Here is a 15,636-nt window from a genome sequence, read left to right on the forward strand (position 1 = left end):
TTTAAAACAACCGTTGATGAGCGGAACATTTGCGGTCAAGCAACTCCTCCTCAGCTGCACGCGCGAACCGCTCCTCTTCGATGTTCCGTTGCCGCGGCTTTCTCCGCTCAATCGTGATCGTGATAAAAAACAAATGGATCGTCATACCCCCTCACCTCCTTTCCATGCAAAAAAACCGCAGAAGGAAGGCGTTTCTGCGGCTAAGCGTACAAAAAGGCCGCAGAAAGCGAGACTACTCCCCTTCTGCGGCCTGATCGCTGTTTTTCGTCATCGGTGCACGTTCATTCCCGGTCGGCGGAAGGTCGAATAGCCGTTTGATAGAATGGATGCGTTACTGTTGTCCACATCATCATTGTCATTGTCTTCGACCTCCCTTTGGAAATGATGCTACGTAGGCAATTATATCCAAAATTATTTCCATTGTAAACCGTTTTTTTGCAAAATAGGCAAAAAGCTTGCTTTCCCTTGAACGCCAGCATGGTGGCTAAACAAAAACCCGCCTTTCGGCCAAAAGGCAGGTTTACGGTTCGAACCGCTTTTCTTCTTCCTCAAGACGGCGGGCATAGCGGGCGGCTTGGCGCAAACAGGAAAGCGACGCGGTAAAACAGACGGCGACTGCCAATAGGGCGAACGGCTTTTTCGCTGTCTCAACCGCTCCTGGGATGATCGTTCCGAAATAGAGAAACGCTCCAAACGCGAACAAGACGAGGCTGTATGTTTTAAAGTCGCCCGCCTTGGCCCGCAGCTCGTTTCGTTGCTGCTCGTTCAAGCCCGATCCCTCCTCTCCCCTTTCACTGTATCATACATGGACAGAAGGGGGGAGCGGCAATTTCAGCCAAGCGCCTTCGCCAAATCGTCAAGCAGATCGTTGACATCTTCAAGCCCGACCGACAAACGGATCAGGCCATCGGTAATGCCGAGCTGTTCGCGCCGTTCCTTCGGGATCGAGGCGTGCGTCATTTTCCCTGGCAACGAAATTAAACTTTCGACCGCCCCTAAGCTTTCGGCAAGCGTAAAGTAGCGCACGCGCGACAGCACTTTCTCGGCGCGCTCCAAGCTGCCGACATCAAACGAAATCATGCCGCCAAATCCGCGCATTTGCTTTTTCGCCAACTCGTGGTTCGGATGATCCGGAAGACCTGGATAATGGACGCGCTTGACCGCCTTGTGTTCAGCCAAAAAAACAGCGATTTGGCGCGCATTTTCTTCATGTTCCTCCATCCGCACGGCGAGCGTTTTCATCCCGCGCATCAATAGCCATGAATCTTGCGGCCCGAGCACGCCGCCGGTTGAATTTTGCACGTAATGGAGCCGCTCGGCAAGCTCCGGCGTGCGGACAACCGCCAACCCAGCGACGACGTCGCTATGGCCTTCTTTGTTGCATCTATATACATAGTTATTATTGGTTAATCAACACATCTGAGCCACTTTTCTCTTAGGCGCTTTGCTGCTGCAGCTCAGCGATGTATTGTTTTCCTTGTTCTTCGTTATATTGCCCTTCCCATTTCGACATCACAACCGCCGCCAGCGAGTTGCCGATGACGTTGACCACTGTGCGCGCCATGTCCAAAAGGCGGTCGATGCCGGCGATAAACGCCAATCCTTCAACTGGAATGCCAACCGTGCCAAGCGTCGCCAATAAGACGACAAACGATACGCCTGGGACACCGGCAATCCCTTTGGACGTCACCATTAAAACGAGCACAAGCGAGATTTGCTGCGAAATCGGCATGTCGATGCCGTACAGTTGAGCGATAAAGACAGCCGCCAGCGCCTGATAGAGCGTCGACCCATCCAAGTTGAACGAATAGCCGGTCGGAACGACAAAGGATGTTACAGCCTTTGAACAACCGAATTTCTCCATTTTTTCCATAACCTTAGGCAACACGGTTTCCGAGCTCGACGTGCTATAGGCAAGCACTAATTCATCCTTTAAGATTTTTATAATATGGAAAATATTTGTACCTACCAATTTGGCCACAGCGCCAAGCACCACCAACACGAAGAACGCCATGACCGCATAAACGAGCACAACAAGCTTGCTGAGCGGAAGGAGCGAAGCGACGCCGAATTTCGACACCGTCACGCCGATCAAGGCGAAAACGCCAAACGGCGCAAACTTCATCACTTGGTTCGTCACATAAAACATCGCTTCCGCTGTGCCTTGGAAAAAGCGAAGCACCGGTTTCCCTTTTTCACCGATCGCGGCTACGCCCAACCCGAACATCACCGAGAAGAAGATGATCGGCAGCATATTCCCGGTCGACAGCGCTTCAAACACGTTTTTCGGCACGATGTTGACAAATGTTTCAACCATCGAATGGTGCTGCACTTCGTTCGTCGTATCGACATACGACTGGATATCCGTTTTCTCAAGCGACTTCATATTGACGCCGACGCCTGGTTGGAAAATGTTCGCTGCCAAGAGGCCGACGATAATGGCAATCGTCGTAATGATCTCAAAATAAAGGATCGTTTTGCCGCCCAACTTTCCGAGCTTTTTCACATCACCGACGTTGGCGACGCCGACAATCAAGCTCGAGACGACGATCGGGATGACGATCATCTTAATTAAACGGAGAAAAACATCTCCGATCGGCTGCAAATACGTCGCTACTTTAGGGCTTCCGTAAAAAATGGCCCCAACCATAATCCCGAGAATAAGGCCGATGAAAATTTGCCATGCCAAGCCGATCTTGCGCATGATGCTTTTTCGCCTCCTTTAGACAAATTTAGACAAAAGACGACAAAATTATTTTACTTTTAAAAATAAAATCTGTCAATATTTTTGATTGAAATCGCTTCATCAAAGGATATAAATGAAAGAATTCAGTTTTTTAAAATAATTTCTATTCTTCCACTACTGAAAAAGCGGGTCGCTGCACCAGCAACCCGCTTTTGTTATGACCGCCGTTTTTCTTTTTCCTGCCGATAAAACTCGTGAAACATTTTCATTAATGCCCGTTTTTCAATGCGCGAGACATAGCTTCTCGAGATGCCGAGCTCTTTGGCGATTTCACGCTGCGTTTTTTCCCGCTGCCGACCGAGGCCAAAGCGATTGATGATCACCTCTTTTTCCCGCTCATCAAGCACGCTGATATATTGTTTGACTTGTTCGAGCTCCATGTTCAAGTGGATTTCATCGACGATGTCTTTGCCTTCGGCTTTTAAAATATCAAGCAGGCTGATTTCGTTTCCTTCTTTGTCCTGGCCGATTGGCTCATGCAACGAGACGTCTTTGCGCGTTTTTTTTAATGAACGCAGGTGCATCAGGATTTCGTTTTTTATGTCATTAGTGTGCGGAAATAAATAGAAATCAAAACAAAACAATTTCAATATCATCTTTGTCAAGTACACGAATTTCTCTTATCACTTTGCGCACTATTGCCTGTTTTGTCTCAAAGCTTAATTCATCTTTATGCCGCGTGAAAAAGTCCATCGCTTCACGTAATATATGCTCGCTAGGTTTTTTCTCTTGCAGTGCCCTTAATTGTTGTTCCAGCTGAGTGTATTGCTCTGTTAAATCCTTTTCCCACTGTTGTAGACGGCGAATTTCTTGTTTGATTTCCTCTAAGTCAATCTCATCATCGGACATTGCCACAAGACTTAATAATCTTTTACGCCCCTTCCTTGCCCGTTCAATTTCTTTTTTCAACCTGTCGAGCTCGGCTTTTTCAAATTTGCCCTCCGTTCCCGCAGGCTGGAAATCGTGTAACCGATCCGGATTGTTGAATATTTCAATCAGATGCGCCCATACGACATTTTCAATCTCGTCAGCCCTGACAGTCATCCCACAGCCCCGGTGTTTAGCGCCTGCTGTGTTCTTTACGTCCGTATACTCGCGATAATACTTCCCCCAATTTTTCGCATATCGCCCTGTCATCGTATTGCCACACTTGGTGCAACGTAATAAGCCGGACAGCAAGTATTTATGCTTGGTCGTTTTTGCATAACGCCGCCTGGACTGTTCCAACAGCATTTGCGCTCTCTTGAACTGTTCTTCCGTAACGATCGCAGGCACATCGACATAAATCCATTCCTCTTTTGGGCGCAGCCTCATGGGCACTTTCTGATCCTTGCGATATCGGTTTGCAATCATTCCTTCCGTATTCCATTTATTTTGCGGCCTTTTCCCCATATACGTTTCATTCATCAGGATTTGCCGCACCACTTGACGATGCCAGACCGTTTTGCCTGTTTTCGTTGGCACTTTTTTCTCCGTCAAGTAATGAGCAATCCCATTGATCCCTTTAAACCGATCCTGGCGGATAAAACTATCAAAAATAAACCGGACAACTTCAGCTTCTTCTTCGTTTATCACAAGCTGTCCCGTTTGTTTATCATAATTATAGCCATAAATCTTATCATCTTTGACAATCTCTCCTTTTTTGGCTTTTCTCAGCCTTCCAGCCATTGTACGCTCACGGATCTTCGCTTTCTCAAACTCGGAGATCGCTCCCCTGAGCGAAAAAAACAGCTTTCCTTCAGGTGTGTTTTCGTACTCCCCGTTAACAAAAATGAGCTCAACGTTATTTTTGCGCAACTCGTCGTCAATGAGCAACTGATGCATCAGATTTCGTGCCAAGCGATCTGGATCGTATACAATTACAGCATCAATAAGTCCTTTTCGTACATCATTTCGCAACCTTTCTAATCCTGGTCGCTCTAAAAACTCCCCAGAGTAGCCTTCATCCGTATATATCAGCACTTGGTCCGTTCCTGCTTTTTTCTTGGCCTCATCAATCTGATGGGCGATCGAATACCCTTTTTGAGCTGATTCCTCCGTCGATACTCTTGCGTAGATCGCCTTCATCTTTTTGGGCTAGCTCCCTTCGTAACATGTATATCTTTATTAAATAATGATAACAGTCCTTAATTGCCTTGTCAGTATGCTCCCCATATATGATGCGGACACGCATGCGCATACCCCCTCTTGCTGAAGGATATGCGCTCATCGTTTGTACACATGACCCACAAAAAAACAGATAACATGTCCACGCATGCTATCTGCTGCCAGTTCTGATCTCATGTATATGCTCTTTTGTTGCTATTCTTTCGTTCATTTTCGTTCATTATTGCTTTCATCAAATGCTTCGTCTCTCCTAAAAATTCGCCGATAAACAGGCCAGTTAGTAAGCACGTTGCAAACATGCCTTGCATGACATCCGGGAACAAGTACGGGACAATGATATAGCTAAGCGCAATGCCGCATAAGGCCGTAGCCAGGCTTAGCCAAAAATCCGGTTGTTTAAATAGTTTCAGCATATGCATGCCGCCTTCCCTCTAATCGAGCAGCTATATTTTCAAACGCCTGCAAAATATCACTGGCATCAATCTTCTCACGCCCGGCCTCCTGCTTAATGATCGTGGTGTACGAATATATGAATGACGCCAGCATTTCTTTCTGTTCATCTGAAAATTCTATATAACACAGCTTCTTAGTATCATCGGCAACACGTGCAAGCAAGTCAATGATCGAATCGTAACAAGCAAGCTGTCTTTTTGCCTCAAAAAAACTATAATTTCGTTTCAATGCCTTTTTGATTTCTTTGCGCATGATCCCCATGTGAATCAATAACATGCCTACTTCCGTATTTGTCAATTGAATCTTCATGATTTCTCCCCTTTTTTTATTTCGTCGAGATATTCTTGTAACTTGCGACGTTCAGACTCTGTCAACTCATTAGGACGCATCATAAAAAAGGAGTTTCGTCCGATCCTAATGCGCCTATCAGCAAACTGCTTTACTCGTTCCCAGTGCATACAGGCGGACGGAAGTAAAATATAGCCCATGCGATTTACGATGTCTTGCGCGATTTCAAGCTGTTTGAAAAAATAGAATTTCTGTGTGATTTTCGCGAACTTCACAACCGGTATCGACGGAAAATGATACAACAATGTACGCGGATCTTTATCTTTATAGTGCTCCGGCACCAGTGAGTAGTTCACGAGCAGCCCTCCTTACGGTTTGACGCGATTTCTCATGTATTTCCTCAAGAGTCCTGAAAAATTCGTTCCCTTCTCGTTCGGTAGACGGCAACGGAAACCCTAGCACCATTGTGTCTGTGTCATATAGTCCGAGTTTAAATATTTTCTTCGCCTTCCACATCGGCAAAAACTGTTTATGCATAAATTCACCTGTCTGATAATCCGTAAAATGGATTGCAAAACCGCGGTCGCCAATCTTTCGGACATTAATCAAAACCTCGACGATCTGCCGGATGCGGCTGTCCACGTTGTTGATTGACGGCGAGCAATATATTTGTACGCTCTTCATTTTTCGCGTAAACATCATAACTTCTGTGGCGATCGTCGCGCCGTATTTTGACCATTTGCGGTTTGAAAACGCCATTTGCGCTTCGTCCCAGCAACAAATGCTGCCTTGCGCTTCTGCTACCTTATACCAGTCTGTATAGTGTTCAAGGGGAATCGAATCTTTCAAGCCGTAGTTTGAAAAAAGTTGAATATCACCGCCACGCGCACGCACCTTTTCACGCCAGTGATGAGCTAAAAGCGACATCATCAATGTTTTCCCAGCCCCGAGCGGACCTTGTATGAAGAAATGATGTGCCACTATCGTTTTCCTCCCTTCTCAACGCCATTCGGCGCGACAATGACCGGCTTCGGCGGTTTAGGAATAAGCGCTTCGATTGTATCAATGTAATATTGCGGATCAGCGACAAGAACCTTACCTTGCATGATAAAGTTGATAATTTCACGATACGGATCGGTTTTTCCATGTAAGTATTCATTCTTCGAAAGACTTTCCAATAACAAAACCGCTTTAATTTGCCATTCTTGCAGCTCTTGCGCTTTTGTCGTCATTTCTTCGAGGACTTGTTTGACGTCTGATATGTGCTGCACTTGCGGAAACAAGTCATCGGAAATGACGCTTTGTAACTTTTCGGCATTGCTTTGCATCACGATCCTCCTCCGCCTCCGCAGCTGGAAATGCCAATAATGATAAACGCAAAGAACACAAGCCCGAATAAAAGGATTTTTGTCATGTCAAGTTGGCTTGGTGGCTCTGGCGGACGATAAGATGTGATTTGTCGCAGTACGATACTTTTTTCTAGCTCTGCCAGGCGTTGTGTTTCCTGTACCGACCGCGACGGAGCGCGATAGAAAAAGTGTCGTCCCTCAGGTCCAGTCGTAATCTCACAGTCATGTATTGGCACTTTATATTTGCCTGTCACATACACTGCACCGTCGCGAATTTCGTCAATACGCTGTATATCACTCGTTTTTTGTTCGTCGTCAAACACTATCAATATGTCGTTTGTCTCTGGAAAAAACTCGTCCTTTTCCTTTTTCCTTAGCAATCCCATCAGATTACCGCCCTTCTTTGCTGTTTTTTCGCTTTTCTATTTGAAAATTGAACAATTTTCCACCCAATAAATGCAATAACACCCACGCCGGCCGCACCACCAGCGCCTAGCGTAAACATATAGAAAAACGCATCTACCACCATTTCACACCTTCTTTCAGACTGTAATATAGGCGCATAACTGACCTGAAAATCAGCAATGATCCTAAAATGACCACGGAGGCTAGCGCTGATGAAACGACAAGCTGCCAGGCTGTTGGTAAATCGCCGAATACAGATAGGTATTTTCCGACATTCAGCCCTTGTGCTGTTATTTGTCCAACAGCACGAAGCTTCTCTATACCCATATCTAAAAATGTGATCGGGGGATTAAAAATTTTATCAATGAAACTGTGTATGGCCTCTTTAATGTTCACTATCAATCTCCCCCTACTCTGATCGACGACAGCAGCTTGATCGCTGCCACAGCCGTAAACATCCACAAAATAAAAAGTAATATATAGGCGATTGGATCCAACTTCAAAGGCTGCATCGCCGCAAAAATCTTGCCTAACATTTCAGAATAGCCGTTTCCACTTCCGCCGCGCGGAACATATACAAGACTGGCAAGCGTTTTTGCAAAGCCAACAAACAGCGAAACAATCATTTTCGCCAGCTCGAAAAACAGCAAAAACAGCTTTACAGCTAGAACGCCGATTTTATACAAAAAGTACAGCATCCCGTCAATCAACGCGTAAATGACTTCAAAAAACCCGACGATTAAATCAATAAGCCCTTGAAACAGCTTTTTTAACAGTCGCCCTATCCACTTTATGACTGACCATATGACATCAAAGAGCTTACCAAACGCATCGCCGAGTATGCCTGCTACTACTAACGGCACAAAAATCATCGTTACCACTTGCTTATCACCTGCGAACCAGACTATACAATAGGCCAATCAGTTTTTCGCCGAACATTGCTACTGCGAAAATAAATAGGATGGGCGTCATATATGGCATGTATCGTTGAAACACGATTTCAATGACCTCCTGTACGATATTGACATTCATGATTTCATACGCCCTCCTTTTACGAAAATCGTTTTTCGCAAAAATACAATAAATGGCCTCCAAAAAATGAATACAAACAATACTAAGATCAGCGGAGCCGCCCAGGAAAGAATGTTAACAACAGTTTTCATGAAATCATCGAATGTTATGGGGAATTCAATTTTCTTCCCTACTGCTGGCACTTGTACAGCCTGTCCTTCTGTCCCAAATTGTCCGACCGGCACTAATTTTGCGTCATATCCTCCAAAGAAGTCCGTCTTCATATCTTCTTTTTTAATCATTACTTGCTGGGATGCTGCATCAACGACTGTATATTTCTTTCCACCGATCAGCACTTTCACTGATCCTTTTGTGGGGCTTGTCCATGTAACGATATAGTCGCCGTTTTCGTTTTGCGTTGTCGCCACACCAGTTAAGACCGGGGCAGGCTCTGACGGTGTTTTCGTTTTGATCGTTACCCCTTGCGACTCATTTCCCTCTATATTGACCGATGTTACCTTGTACGCATACGTCGTGTCCGGTGTGACCGTCAAGTCCGTCCAGTACGTTCCGTTTGTTTCAAACATCGGCGTATAGCCATCCGATGTCGTAGCGGCAGAAACAGCGGTCGCACCAAAAAGTTGATCCCAGAACGATTGTTGTTCTAGCTTTTTTCGATATATCTTCACATGCGAGAAAAACTCGCTATGTTCTGGAAGTGCCCATGATAACTTCACACGGTCGTATTTTGCGTCGGCTTGAAGGTCAGTGATGTCTTCTACTGGAATTGTTGTCTTTGTGGTTGCTGTCTGTCCTGACGATGAATATCCTCCACTGTATTTCGAAACAATTTTTACTGTGTAGGATGTGTTTGGACTCAGATCAGTAAATGTATACGTGGTTGCGTTTTTATCCAAAGATGTGATGATTTTTCCGTCTAAATAAAGATCATTTCCCAAAAATCCTGAGTCGTCAGGATTTATCCATTTTGCCAAAATCGAATAATCAGAAGGAAATAAATTCAAGTTTGTAACATCGGGCGGCGGTAGAGTTTTTACCAATGTTGTTATCCCGTCTGATTCATTGTTACTAGTATCGAACGTCGTTATTTTAATATTATATATGGTGTTAGGTTTTAATTCCGTTAACCTATAAGATGTTATGGTGCTCCCCAAAGTTTCCACTAAAACACCGTTTACATACACTCTAGTTCCCGCATAATCACTGTCAGCAGGTTGATTAAAGGTAATAGTTATGTGATTATATGACGATGACGTTACTAGATTTGTCACTTCGTGTGGTGGTGTTTTGTCAATTGGCACCGTCATTTCAACCTCATGAACCAGCAAAGCATAATAATCTTTATAGGATGTAGAATAGACTGTAACTACTGTAGCCGTAGAAGGAATATTAAAATCATACGAAACTAAACTGCTATAAACTTTCTTGTTCCCACTATCCCAAACTGTTCCTTGAGAGTTAGAAAACACAATTCTATATGAAGCGGTGTCTTCGCTACTAATAGAACTTCGTAAATGTATTTTCATTGAACTTGAACCAGAAGGAATTTGATATGTGATATATCCATTCCCCCCTAAGTTAGCGAAGGAATTTAGATTACTATCAACAGATTTTTTTAAAATCCCCCCTACATTGCTTTCACCTTTAACAATCACAGGAGATACATAACCGCTCGTTACAGCTGCAAAAGCAGACAAGCAACTGGAAAAAAATGAAACAAAAAATATACAAACCATAAAAGTTATTCTTCGCATCATTTATTCATCCACTCCCATCCGGATCATCGGGGTGTTTTTTGTAGTATTTCGAGCCCTGCATGCCGTCGTCTTGCGGTATTGGTGGATTGTCACTACTGTCTCCAGGGCTTGGTGGCGTGTCGTTGTTTTGGCTCGGTATTGGCGCGTTGCTGGTGTCTGGCGTACCGGTTTGGTCTTTTGGGATCGGCAGCTGGTCATCCTGCTGTTGTGGGTGGCCCGCGTCCCATCCCCCTGCGTCAGTGTTCCCCGGCTCAATTTTGTCTGGCAATGCCGGCAATGTGTCGAGTGGATTGACGATGTCAAAACCGCCAGAGTCATCGTTTCGGAATGGAATTTGCGGTGCTTCACTTTCAATTCGACTTTTCGTGAAGCCGGATGTATCAAGCCCCGAATCAGGCATGCTCGGCACTTTCGTTTCGATACCATGCGTATCCACCCCAGGCAAATCCGCCGGTTCAGCTGGCGGTGTCGGCGCTGTGCCAAGCATGACTTCCATATCGGCGATCAACCGTGGCACAATCGTATCGCGAAAAATGGCCGCGACTTGGTTCCAGTTCGGTGCAGGTGGAATGGCATCTCTAATTTCATTGAGCTTCCCCATATACTCACTCCATCCAGGACAATTGAATAGGTCGCAACCAATACAGCTGTTTCCAGCCGAATCAGCCCCCATAAAAACTACATGAAGTGAATTTGGATTGTCTGACCATGCCTCTAACGCATGAAATTCTCCTACTGATGCCCGAATCCTAAAACCTTTTGCTCCTGGAGGAAAGTTATAATCAGAAAATCCAGCCAAGGCTGATGATCCCAATAAATTCCCCGACGCATCAAACCATTGCAGTGCACCTTGTCCGGATCCTTGAATTTTTACCCTTGTCCAGTTGTCGTCATGATATATACTGTCTGCCCAAAGGATTGCATCTCCGCTTTGAGACCCAAAATATCCATAGATACATTCACCGTTTGAACATACCGCATCAGCTGCATACGATCGATCGGGCAAGATCATCACATATGCAACCGCTATGGCTAAAATCATCAATGTCATTTTTTTAACCATATAATATATCCCACGCCCCCTATGTTAAAAAAGGGGGACAGTGACATCCCCCTTTTTTGGCTCATTACTTAGCCGTGGCGCGTCCAAAAATAGACTTGATAAAAGAAATGATTTTCGGTGCGAACCCAAGCGCCAAGGCAAGCAACACAAACGGACCCACCCAAGAAATGAGGCTGTTGACACTGCCGATTAAATCTGAAACCGAAAACGGCAACGTCAGCCCAGAAAGATCAATAGCGGCACCTAAAGCAGGCATGAATGATTCCTCCTTGATTTAATAAATTTATTTCACTAGCAATGCTAGTTGAAACCTAATACCGTCGTATTTCATAATCATCAGTCTCATCCTGCCTGTTGATCTCATTTTCGTTCGCGAAACTTTTCTTAATCATTGGGATCAACAGTGATATAGCACCGGCCGCTGCCATGATCATAATGGCAGGTGCCGCATAAAACAAAATCCATTTGACGTAATACCAAAACTCATCCAACCTTGCTGGCGTAAAAAACGTCTGAAACTGTGGCATCTTATCACGACCTCGATCTGATCGCCACGATCACGCCATGCAACAGCATCCCGACGGCGACAATGGCGACGACAAGCATGACGAAGGGAGCAACAGTTTTCAATAAAAATCCGAAAACACCCCAAAAAAACGACCAATCGAACACATTCCCGATACTGGACATTTTCTCCCTCCTTATCTCATCGCCTGATAAATCGCCGTCGCCACGAAACAGAATGTCAAAAAAATCGCCCATGATGCTAACGCAGTGATGACATCGCCGTTACCAAATACAACCTTAAATGCATAGACAACCAGCGTTCCTGTGGTTACCATCGCTGTTTCGCCCCTTTCAGAGCTGAAACCAAAAACATCACAATGGGATGCAATATCAAGCACGATCCGATGATGACGAGGTAGGCACCTAAAATATCCTTAGGGGTGGCATAAATAAGGCTGTACATTATCCTACCTCCTCATAAATCGCTCTAGTACCATAAAAATCAACATAGCCGCCAATATAACGGAAATGACGACATCGCCAAGGGTGATCTCGTGAATGACCATCATATTTCCTTCCTTTGTTTCGATGACGGTATGTTCACGCATCTCAACATATCCGATGTTCGATGTTTGGCCATTCATTTTTTCACCCCCCATCTTAAATGTACAAGCCCATTTTGCTCTTTCATATCACCAAAAAATTTTGGTCATATCAAAACACAAACCGGGCAAGCTGTCTCCACCCGGCCGGCCAACACGCCTTTCATAATTCATTTTTAATTTCCCCGTACAGATTAAAGATTAAAAATCGCGTCGTGCATTTTTATAGATATATAATATCTTTAAAACCTTACACGTTTACGATAAAGTTCCTACCCGTTTTTGTTTTCCCCGTTTCAATCGTTGTAATCCAGTCGTTTAAATCTTGTTCTGAACATCCAAGTTCTTTTAGTTCTTGTGGAAACTCATAAAATTTCCTTTTCCACCGGCGCATCTTCTTCAACGCCTGCCTAGCCTCCCCGAAGGCATATACTCGCCGTTCGCGTCTCGTTGAATATTCCTGACTACCATCATACACACACAGATAAATATATCGCTTGCGACGCTTTCGGCAATTAAATTATGATTGGCGAACGACTCGGCGTCAATCAGCTGGATCTGCGCCAATCGCCCGACAAGCAACAACAAGCCCAGTTGAATGAGGGCGAGCATGGCAAGCGTTCGTTTTTTCCACATAAAGAAAACACCTCATCATCAGTGTTGACGAGGTGTTTCCGTTTGAAACGTCAAGCGGCGGCAATTTTCTTCGCTTCGCTTCGCACACCGCCGCTTGTTCAGGTCGGCCGCCTCCTGCTTCTTATTTCACAGCCACGATTTTCACAAGCATTTCCCCGCCCGGCGTTTGCACCGTCACCTCATCGCCGACGCGGCGGCCGAGAAGCGATTTCGCAATCGGCGAGTCGTTGGAAATTTTCCCTTCAAACGGATCGGCTTCAGCGCTGCCGACGATCGTATACGTCTCTTCCTCGCCGTCTGGAAGTTCAATGAACGTGACCGACTTGCCGAGCGAGACGACGTCCGGGTTTTCTTTGTCTTCTTCAATGATGACGGCGTTGCGGATCATGTTTTCAAGCATTTGGATGCGCGATTCGACAAACGCCTGCTCATCTTTGGCAGCATCGTACTCCGAGTTTTCCGACAAATCCCCGAACCCGCGCGCAATCTTAATGCGCTCCACCACTTCTTTCCGCTTGACCGTTTTTAAGTACTCAAGCTCTTGTTCCAGTTTCTCTTTTCCCTCTTTCGTCATCGGATACTGCTTTTCGTTCGCCATTCATCTCACTCCTCTATGTTCTGCATTATGTAAAACGTACGAACAGAAAAACAACTGTTCGTACGCTTACTTGGTATATAATATATTGTTTTGTCTCTGTTATGTTATTACAAAACCGCTTTTTGTTCAAGAACTGTGCGAATTTTTGCCACCATTAAATCGATGGCGACGACGTTCTGTCCGCCTTCCGGAATGATCACATCCGCGTAGCGCTTCGTCGGTTCGACAAACTGGTTGTGCATCGGCCGGACGACGGACAAATATTGCTCGATGACCGAATCGAACGTGCGGCCGCGCTCTTTAATATCGCGGATGAGACGGCGGATGATGCGGATGTCCGGGTCGGTGTCGACATATACTTTAATGTCCATTAAATTGCGGAGTCGCTCATCCTCCAAGACAAGAATGCCCTCCACGATGATGACATCCTTTGGCTCCACGCGAATGACGTCGCTTGAGCGAGTGTGCAGCGTATAATCGTACACCGGCTTGTCAATCGGCTCATAGCGAAGCAGCTTATGAATATGCTCAATCAACAAATCGTTGTCAAACGCCAGCGGATGGTCATAGTTCGTCTTCAGCCGCTCTTCAAACGGAAGATGGCTTTGATCTTTATAGTAAAAGTCTTGCTCCAAAACAAGGATCGAGCGGTCGCCGAAATGGTCGTAAATCGCGCGGGCGACGCTCGTCTTCCCCGAGCCGGAGCCGCCGGCGACGCCGATGACAACGGGCTTCTTCCCCATCTTAATTCTCCTTTCTCATCATGTTGTACGGGAAGAGAGGGCGCTTGACCTTAAACTTCACGATTTGCAGCGGATGGCGCGCCGCATCAAGCTCGTTGCCGTCTTCGTCCCAAATTTTCTCAATCACTTGGGTGAAGTTTTCAATTTCCGGACCGAAAAATTCGACTTCATCGCCCGGGCGGAAATGGTTGCGCTGCTGGACGGTGGCGATGCCCGTCTCCGGGTCATAGCCAAGCACCAAACCGGCGAATTCATGCGTCGTTTTCCGGCTGTGCGTCCCGTACATATGGTTCGTATAATCCGGGAAGCCGTCAAAGAACGACGGCGCCGTCTCGCGGTTGGCGCATTTCTCCAGCTCCCGCACCCACTCTTCGCGGATCGTGAAATGGTCTGGGTCAGCGCAGTAGGCATCAATGACTTTCCGGTAGACACTGACAACCGTCGCCACGTAATGGATCGATTTCATCCGCCCTTCAATTTTCAAGCTATCCACACCCAATTCGATCATCACCGGAATGGCGCGGATTAAGTTCAAATCTTTCGCGCTCATCGCAAACGGAGCGTCCCCTTTTTCAAACAACGGAATTTCCCGGCCGTCCGAGAGCTGATACAAATCGTAATCCCAGCGGCACGACTGGCAGCATCCGCCGCGGTTTGAGTCGCGCGCCGTCATATGGTTGCTCAATACACAGCGGCCGGAGTAGGCGGAACACATCGCCCCATGGATGAACGCCTCGATTTCAATATCGACTTTCTCTTTGATCTGCCGGATTTCTTCTGCGCCCACTTCACGAGCGAGCACAACCCGCTCGAGCCCTTCCTCTTTCCAAAATTGGACCGCTTTCCAGTTGGTAAGCGATTGCTGCGTGCTTAAATGCACTTCAAGCTTCGGCGCCACCCGGCGCGCCGTTTCGATGATGAGCGGGTCGGCGACGATGATGCCGCAAACACCGGCATCTTCAAGCGCCCGCAAATAGTCATCAAGGCCAGGGATGTTTTCGTTATGGGCGTAAATATTGGCCGTTACGTATACTTTGGCTCCGTATCGATTGGCAAATTCGACCCCTTCGCGAATTTCCTCGATCGTAAAGTTGTCGGCGTTGGCGCGCAAGCTGTACTCTTGGCCTCCGATAAAGACGGCGTCTGCGCCGTAATGGACGGCGATTTTCAGTTTTTCCAAGTTGCCGGCCGGGGCGAGCAGCTCTGGCTTTTTCACAATGACGCGCTTGCCGTCAATGATTTCGGAGATGCGATCATTTTTTAAAAGCATGCTGCTTCCCTCCTTTTCTCAATAAATGGTCTCTTTGAAGAAAAATCCGGTGTCGATGCGGCGATGCGGCGGCTGAAGCGC

General features: G+C 46.2%; 24 protein-coding genes and 2 pseudogenes. All 26 read right to left on the minus strand.

The features are described 5' to 3' along the window. Position 1: 1 nt before the first annotated feature. Positions 2–145, minus strand: a complete 144-nt coding sequence (locus VU18_RS17490) for a YrzI family small protein (RefSeq protein WP_011232016.1) — start codon at positions 143–145, stop codon at positions 2–4. A gap of 375 nt (positions 146–520) precedes the next feature. Further along, positions 521–769 carry a YrhC family protein gene (locus VU18_RS10835; RefSeq protein WP_011232017.1) on the minus strand — a complete coding sequence of 83 codons (249 nt, stop codon included), beginning with the start codon at positions 767–769 and terminating at the stop codon, positions 521–523. A 62-nt stretch (positions 770–831) separates the two neighbouring features. Further along, a pseudogene (locus tag VU18_RS10840) lies at positions 832–1,371 on the minus strand (PLP-dependent transferase); the annotation flags it as partial. A 64-nt stretch (positions 1,372–1,435) separates the two neighbouring features. Next, positions 1,436–2,704 (minus strand): cation:dicarboxylate symporter family transporter, encoded by a 1,269-nt coding sequence (locus tag VU18_RS10845; protein WP_011232012.1) that lies wholly within the window; start codon positions 2,702–2,704, stop codon positions 1,436–1,438. Between the two features lie 197 nt (positions 2,705–2,901). Then, a pseudogene (locus tag VU18_RS10850) lies at positions 2,902–3,288 on the minus strand (sigma-70 family RNA polymerase sigma factor); the annotation flags it as partial. A gap of 28 nt (positions 3,289–3,316) precedes the next feature. Beyond that, positions 3,317–4,813, minus strand: a complete 1,497-nt coding sequence (locus VU18_RS10855; RefSeq protein WP_047758094.1) for a recombinase family protein — start codon at positions 4,811–4,813, stop codon at positions 3,317–3,319. 212 nt (positions 4,814–5,025) lie between these two features. Further along, a complete protein-coding gene (locus VU18_RS10860; RefSeq protein WP_047758095.1) occupies positions 5,026–5,265 on the minus strand; it encodes a hypothetical protein in 240 nt (79 codons plus the stop codon). Continuing rightward, positions 5,249–5,614: a hypothetical protein gene (locus VU18_RS10865; protein WP_053003358.1), complete on the minus strand. Its 366-nt coding sequence runs from the start codon at positions 5,612–5,614 to the stop codon at positions 5,249–5,251. The genes VU18_RS10860 and VU18_RS10865 overlap by 17 nt, the downstream gene beginning before the upstream one ends. Continuing rightward, positions 5,611–5,949 carry a hypothetical protein gene (locus tag VU18_RS10870; RefSeq protein ID WP_025949282.1) on the minus strand — a complete coding sequence of 113 codons (339 nt, stop codon included), beginning with the start codon at positions 5,947–5,949 and terminating at the stop codon, positions 5,611–5,613. The genes VU18_RS10865 and VU18_RS10870 overlap by 4 nt, the downstream gene beginning before the upstream one ends. Next, positions 5,918–6,574 carry an ATPase gene (locus tag VU18_RS10875; RefSeq protein ID WP_047752758.1) on the minus strand — a complete coding sequence of 219 codons (657 nt, stop codon included), beginning with the start codon at positions 6,572–6,574 and terminating at the stop codon, positions 5,918–5,920. The genes VU18_RS10870 and VU18_RS10875 overlap by 32 nt, the downstream gene beginning before the upstream one ends. Continuing rightward, entirely contained in the window at positions 6,574–6,921 is a 348-nt protein-coding gene (locus tag VU18_RS10880) for a hypothetical protein (protein ID WP_047758096.1), read from the minus strand. The genes VU18_RS10875 and VU18_RS10880 overlap by 1 nt, the downstream gene beginning before the upstream one ends. Next, complete coding sequence (locus VU18_RS10885) at positions 6,921–7,328, minus strand: hypothetical protein (RefSeq protein WP_047758097.1); 408 nt, start codon at positions 7,326–7,328, stop codon at positions 6,921–6,923. The genes VU18_RS10880 and VU18_RS10885 overlap by 1 nt, the downstream gene beginning before the upstream one ends. After that, positions 7,328–7,471 carry a hypothetical protein gene (locus tag VU18_RS18245; RefSeq protein WP_162488674.1) on the minus strand — a complete coding sequence of 48 codons (144 nt, stop codon included), beginning with the start codon at positions 7,469–7,471 and terminating at the stop codon, positions 7,328–7,330. The genes VU18_RS10885 and VU18_RS18245 overlap by 1 nt, the downstream gene beginning before the upstream one ends. Further along, complete coding sequence (locus VU18_RS10890; RefSeq protein ID WP_047758098.1) at positions 7,462–7,743, minus strand: hypothetical protein; 282 nt, start codon at positions 7,741–7,743, stop codon at positions 7,462–7,464. The genes VU18_RS18245 and VU18_RS10890 overlap by 10 nt, the downstream gene beginning before the upstream one ends. Before the next feature lie 2 nt (positions 7,744–7,745). Then, positions 7,746–8,219, minus strand: a complete 474-nt coding sequence (locus VU18_RS10895) for a hypothetical protein (RefSeq protein WP_047758187.1) — start codon at positions 8,217–8,219, stop codon at positions 7,746–7,748. Between the two features lie 156 nt (positions 8,220–8,375). Then, positions 8,376–10,076, minus strand: a complete 1,701-nt coding sequence (locus tag VU18_RS10900; protein ID WP_236687367.1) for a fibronectin type III domain-containing protein — start codon at positions 10,074–10,076, stop codon at positions 8,376–8,378. 64 nt (positions 10,077–10,140) lie between these two features. Continuing rightward, positions 10,141–11,199 carry a hypothetical protein gene (locus tag VU18_RS18515; RefSeq protein ID WP_201775863.1) on the minus strand — a complete coding sequence of 353 codons (1,059 nt, stop codon included), beginning with the start codon at positions 11,197–11,199 and terminating at the stop codon, positions 10,141–10,143. Positions 11,200–11,263: 64 nt separating this feature from the next. Continuing rightward, complete coding sequence (locus VU18_RS10910) at positions 11,264–11,455, minus strand: hypothetical protein (RefSeq protein WP_023634630.1); 192 nt, start codon at positions 11,453–11,455, stop codon at positions 11,264–11,266. A gap of 275 nt (positions 11,456–11,730) precedes the next feature. Next, positions 11,731–11,889: a hypothetical protein gene (locus tag VU18_RS20175; RefSeq protein ID WP_023634628.1), complete on the minus strand. Its 159-nt coding sequence runs from the start codon at positions 11,887–11,889 to the stop codon at positions 11,731–11,733. Positions 11,890–11,900: 11 nt separating this feature from the next. Further along, positions 11,901–12,104 carry a hypothetical protein gene (locus tag VU18_RS18370; protein ID WP_236687368.1) on the minus strand — a complete coding sequence of 68 codons (204 nt, stop codon included), beginning with the start codon at positions 12,102–12,104 and terminating at the stop codon, positions 11,901–11,903. Between the two features lie 69 nt (positions 12,105–12,173). Further along, positions 12,174–12,350 (minus strand): hypothetical protein, encoded by a 177-nt coding sequence (locus VU18_RS18250; protein WP_162488675.1) that lies wholly within the window; start codon positions 12,348–12,350, stop codon positions 12,174–12,176. A gap of 357 nt (positions 12,351–12,707) precedes the next feature. After that, positions 12,708–12,944 (minus strand): hypothetical protein, encoded by a 237-nt coding sequence (locus tag VU18_RS18255; RefSeq protein ID WP_047758102.1) that lies wholly within the window; start codon positions 12,942–12,944, stop codon positions 12,708–12,710. Positions 12,945–13,065: 121 nt separating this feature from the next. Then, positions 13,066–13,542: a transcription elongation factor GreA gene (gene greA / locus VU18_RS10935; RefSeq protein ID WP_011232025.1), complete on the minus strand. Its 477-nt coding sequence runs from the start codon at positions 13,540–13,542 to the stop codon at positions 13,066–13,068. 107 nt (positions 13,543–13,649) lie between these two features. Next, entirely contained in the window at positions 13,650–14,285 is a 636-nt protein-coding gene (gene udk, locus VU18_RS10940; protein ID WP_011232026.1) for a uridine kinase, read from the minus strand. Between the two features lies 1 nt (position 14,286). Further along, entirely contained in the window at positions 14,287–15,555 is a 1,269-nt protein-coding gene (locus tag VU18_RS10945; protein WP_011232027.1) for a U32 family peptidase, read from the minus strand. Positions 15,556–15,573: 18 nt separating this feature from the next. Continuing rightward, positions 15,574–15,636, minus strand: a 63-nt coding sequence (locus tag VU18_RS20180; RefSeq protein ID WP_236687390.1) for a hypothetical protein, incomplete at its 5' end; no start/stop codon positions are given.

Origin of the sequence: Geobacillus sp. ZGt-1 (genome assembly GCF_001026865.1) — a bacterium.
GTDB classification, from domain to species: Bacteria; Bacillota; Bacilli; order Bacillales; family Anoxybacillaceae; genus Geobacillus; species Geobacillus thermoleovorans.

Coding starts and splice junctions, on each gene's coding strand:
- VU18_RS17490 (WP_011232016.1), bottom strand. CDS start 145: ATGACGATCCATTTGTTTTTTATCACGATCACGATTGAGCGGAGAAAG.
- VU18_RS10845 (WP_011232012.1), bottom strand. CDS start 2,704: ATGCGCAAGATCGGCTTGGCATGGCAAATTTTCATCGGCCTTATTCTC.
- VU18_RS10855 (WP_047758094.1), bottom strand. CDS start 4,813: ATGAAGGCGATCTACGCAAGAGTATCGACGGAGGAATCAGCTCAAAAA.
- VU18_RS10860 (WP_047758095.1), bottom strand. CDS start 5,265: ATGCTGAAACTATTTAAACAACCGGATTTTTGGCTAAGCCTGGCTACG.
- VU18_RS10865 (WP_053003358.1), bottom strand. CDS start 5,614: ATGAAGATTCAATTGACAAATACGGAAGTAGGCATGTTATTGATTCAC.
- VU18_RS10880 (WP_047758096.1), bottom strand. CDS start 6,921: ATGCAAAGCAATGCCGAAAAGTTACAAAGCGTCATTTCCGATGACTTG.
- VU18_RS10885 (WP_047758097.1), bottom strand. CDS start 7,328: ATGGGATTGCTAAGGAAAAAGGAAAAGGACGAGTTTTTTCCAGAGACA.
- VU18_RS18245 (WP_162488674.1), bottom strand. CDS start 7,471: ATGGTGGTAGATGCGTTTTTCTATATGTTTACGCTAGGCGCTGGTGGT.
- VU18_RS10895 (WP_047758187.1), bottom strand. CDS start 8,219: ATGATTTTTGTGCCGTTAGTAGTAGCAGGCATACTCGGCGATGCGTTT.
- VU18_RS18515 (WP_201775863.1), bottom strand. CDS start 11,199: ATGGTTAAAAAAATGACATTGATGATTTTAGCCATAGCGGTTGCATAT.
- VU18_RS10910 (WP_023634630.1), bottom strand. CDS start 11,455: ATGCCTGCTTTAGGTGCCGCTATTGATCTTTCTGGGCTGACGTTGCCG.
- VU18_RS20175 (WP_023634628.1), bottom strand. CDS start 11,889: ATGTCCAGTATCGGGAATGTGTTCGATTGGTCGTTTTTTTGGGGTGTT.
- VU18_RS18250 (WP_162488675.1), bottom strand. CDS start 12,350: ATGAATGGCCAAACATCGAACATCGGATATGTTGAGATGCGTGAACAT.
- VU18_RS18255 (WP_047758102.1), bottom strand. CDS start 12,944: ATGTGGAAAAAACGAACGCTTGCCATGCTCGCCCTCATTCAACTGGGC.
- greA (WP_011232025.1), bottom strand. CDS start 13,542: ATGGCGAACGAAAAGCAGTATCCGATGACGAAAGAGGGAAAAGAGAAA.
- udk (WP_011232026.1), bottom strand. CDS start 14,285: ATGGGGAAGAAGCCCGTTGTCATCGGCGTCGCCGGCGGCTCCGGCTCG.
- VU18_RS10945 (WP_011232027.1), bottom strand. CDS start 15,555: ATGCTTTTAAAAAATGATCGCATCTCCGAAATCATTGACGGCAAGCGC.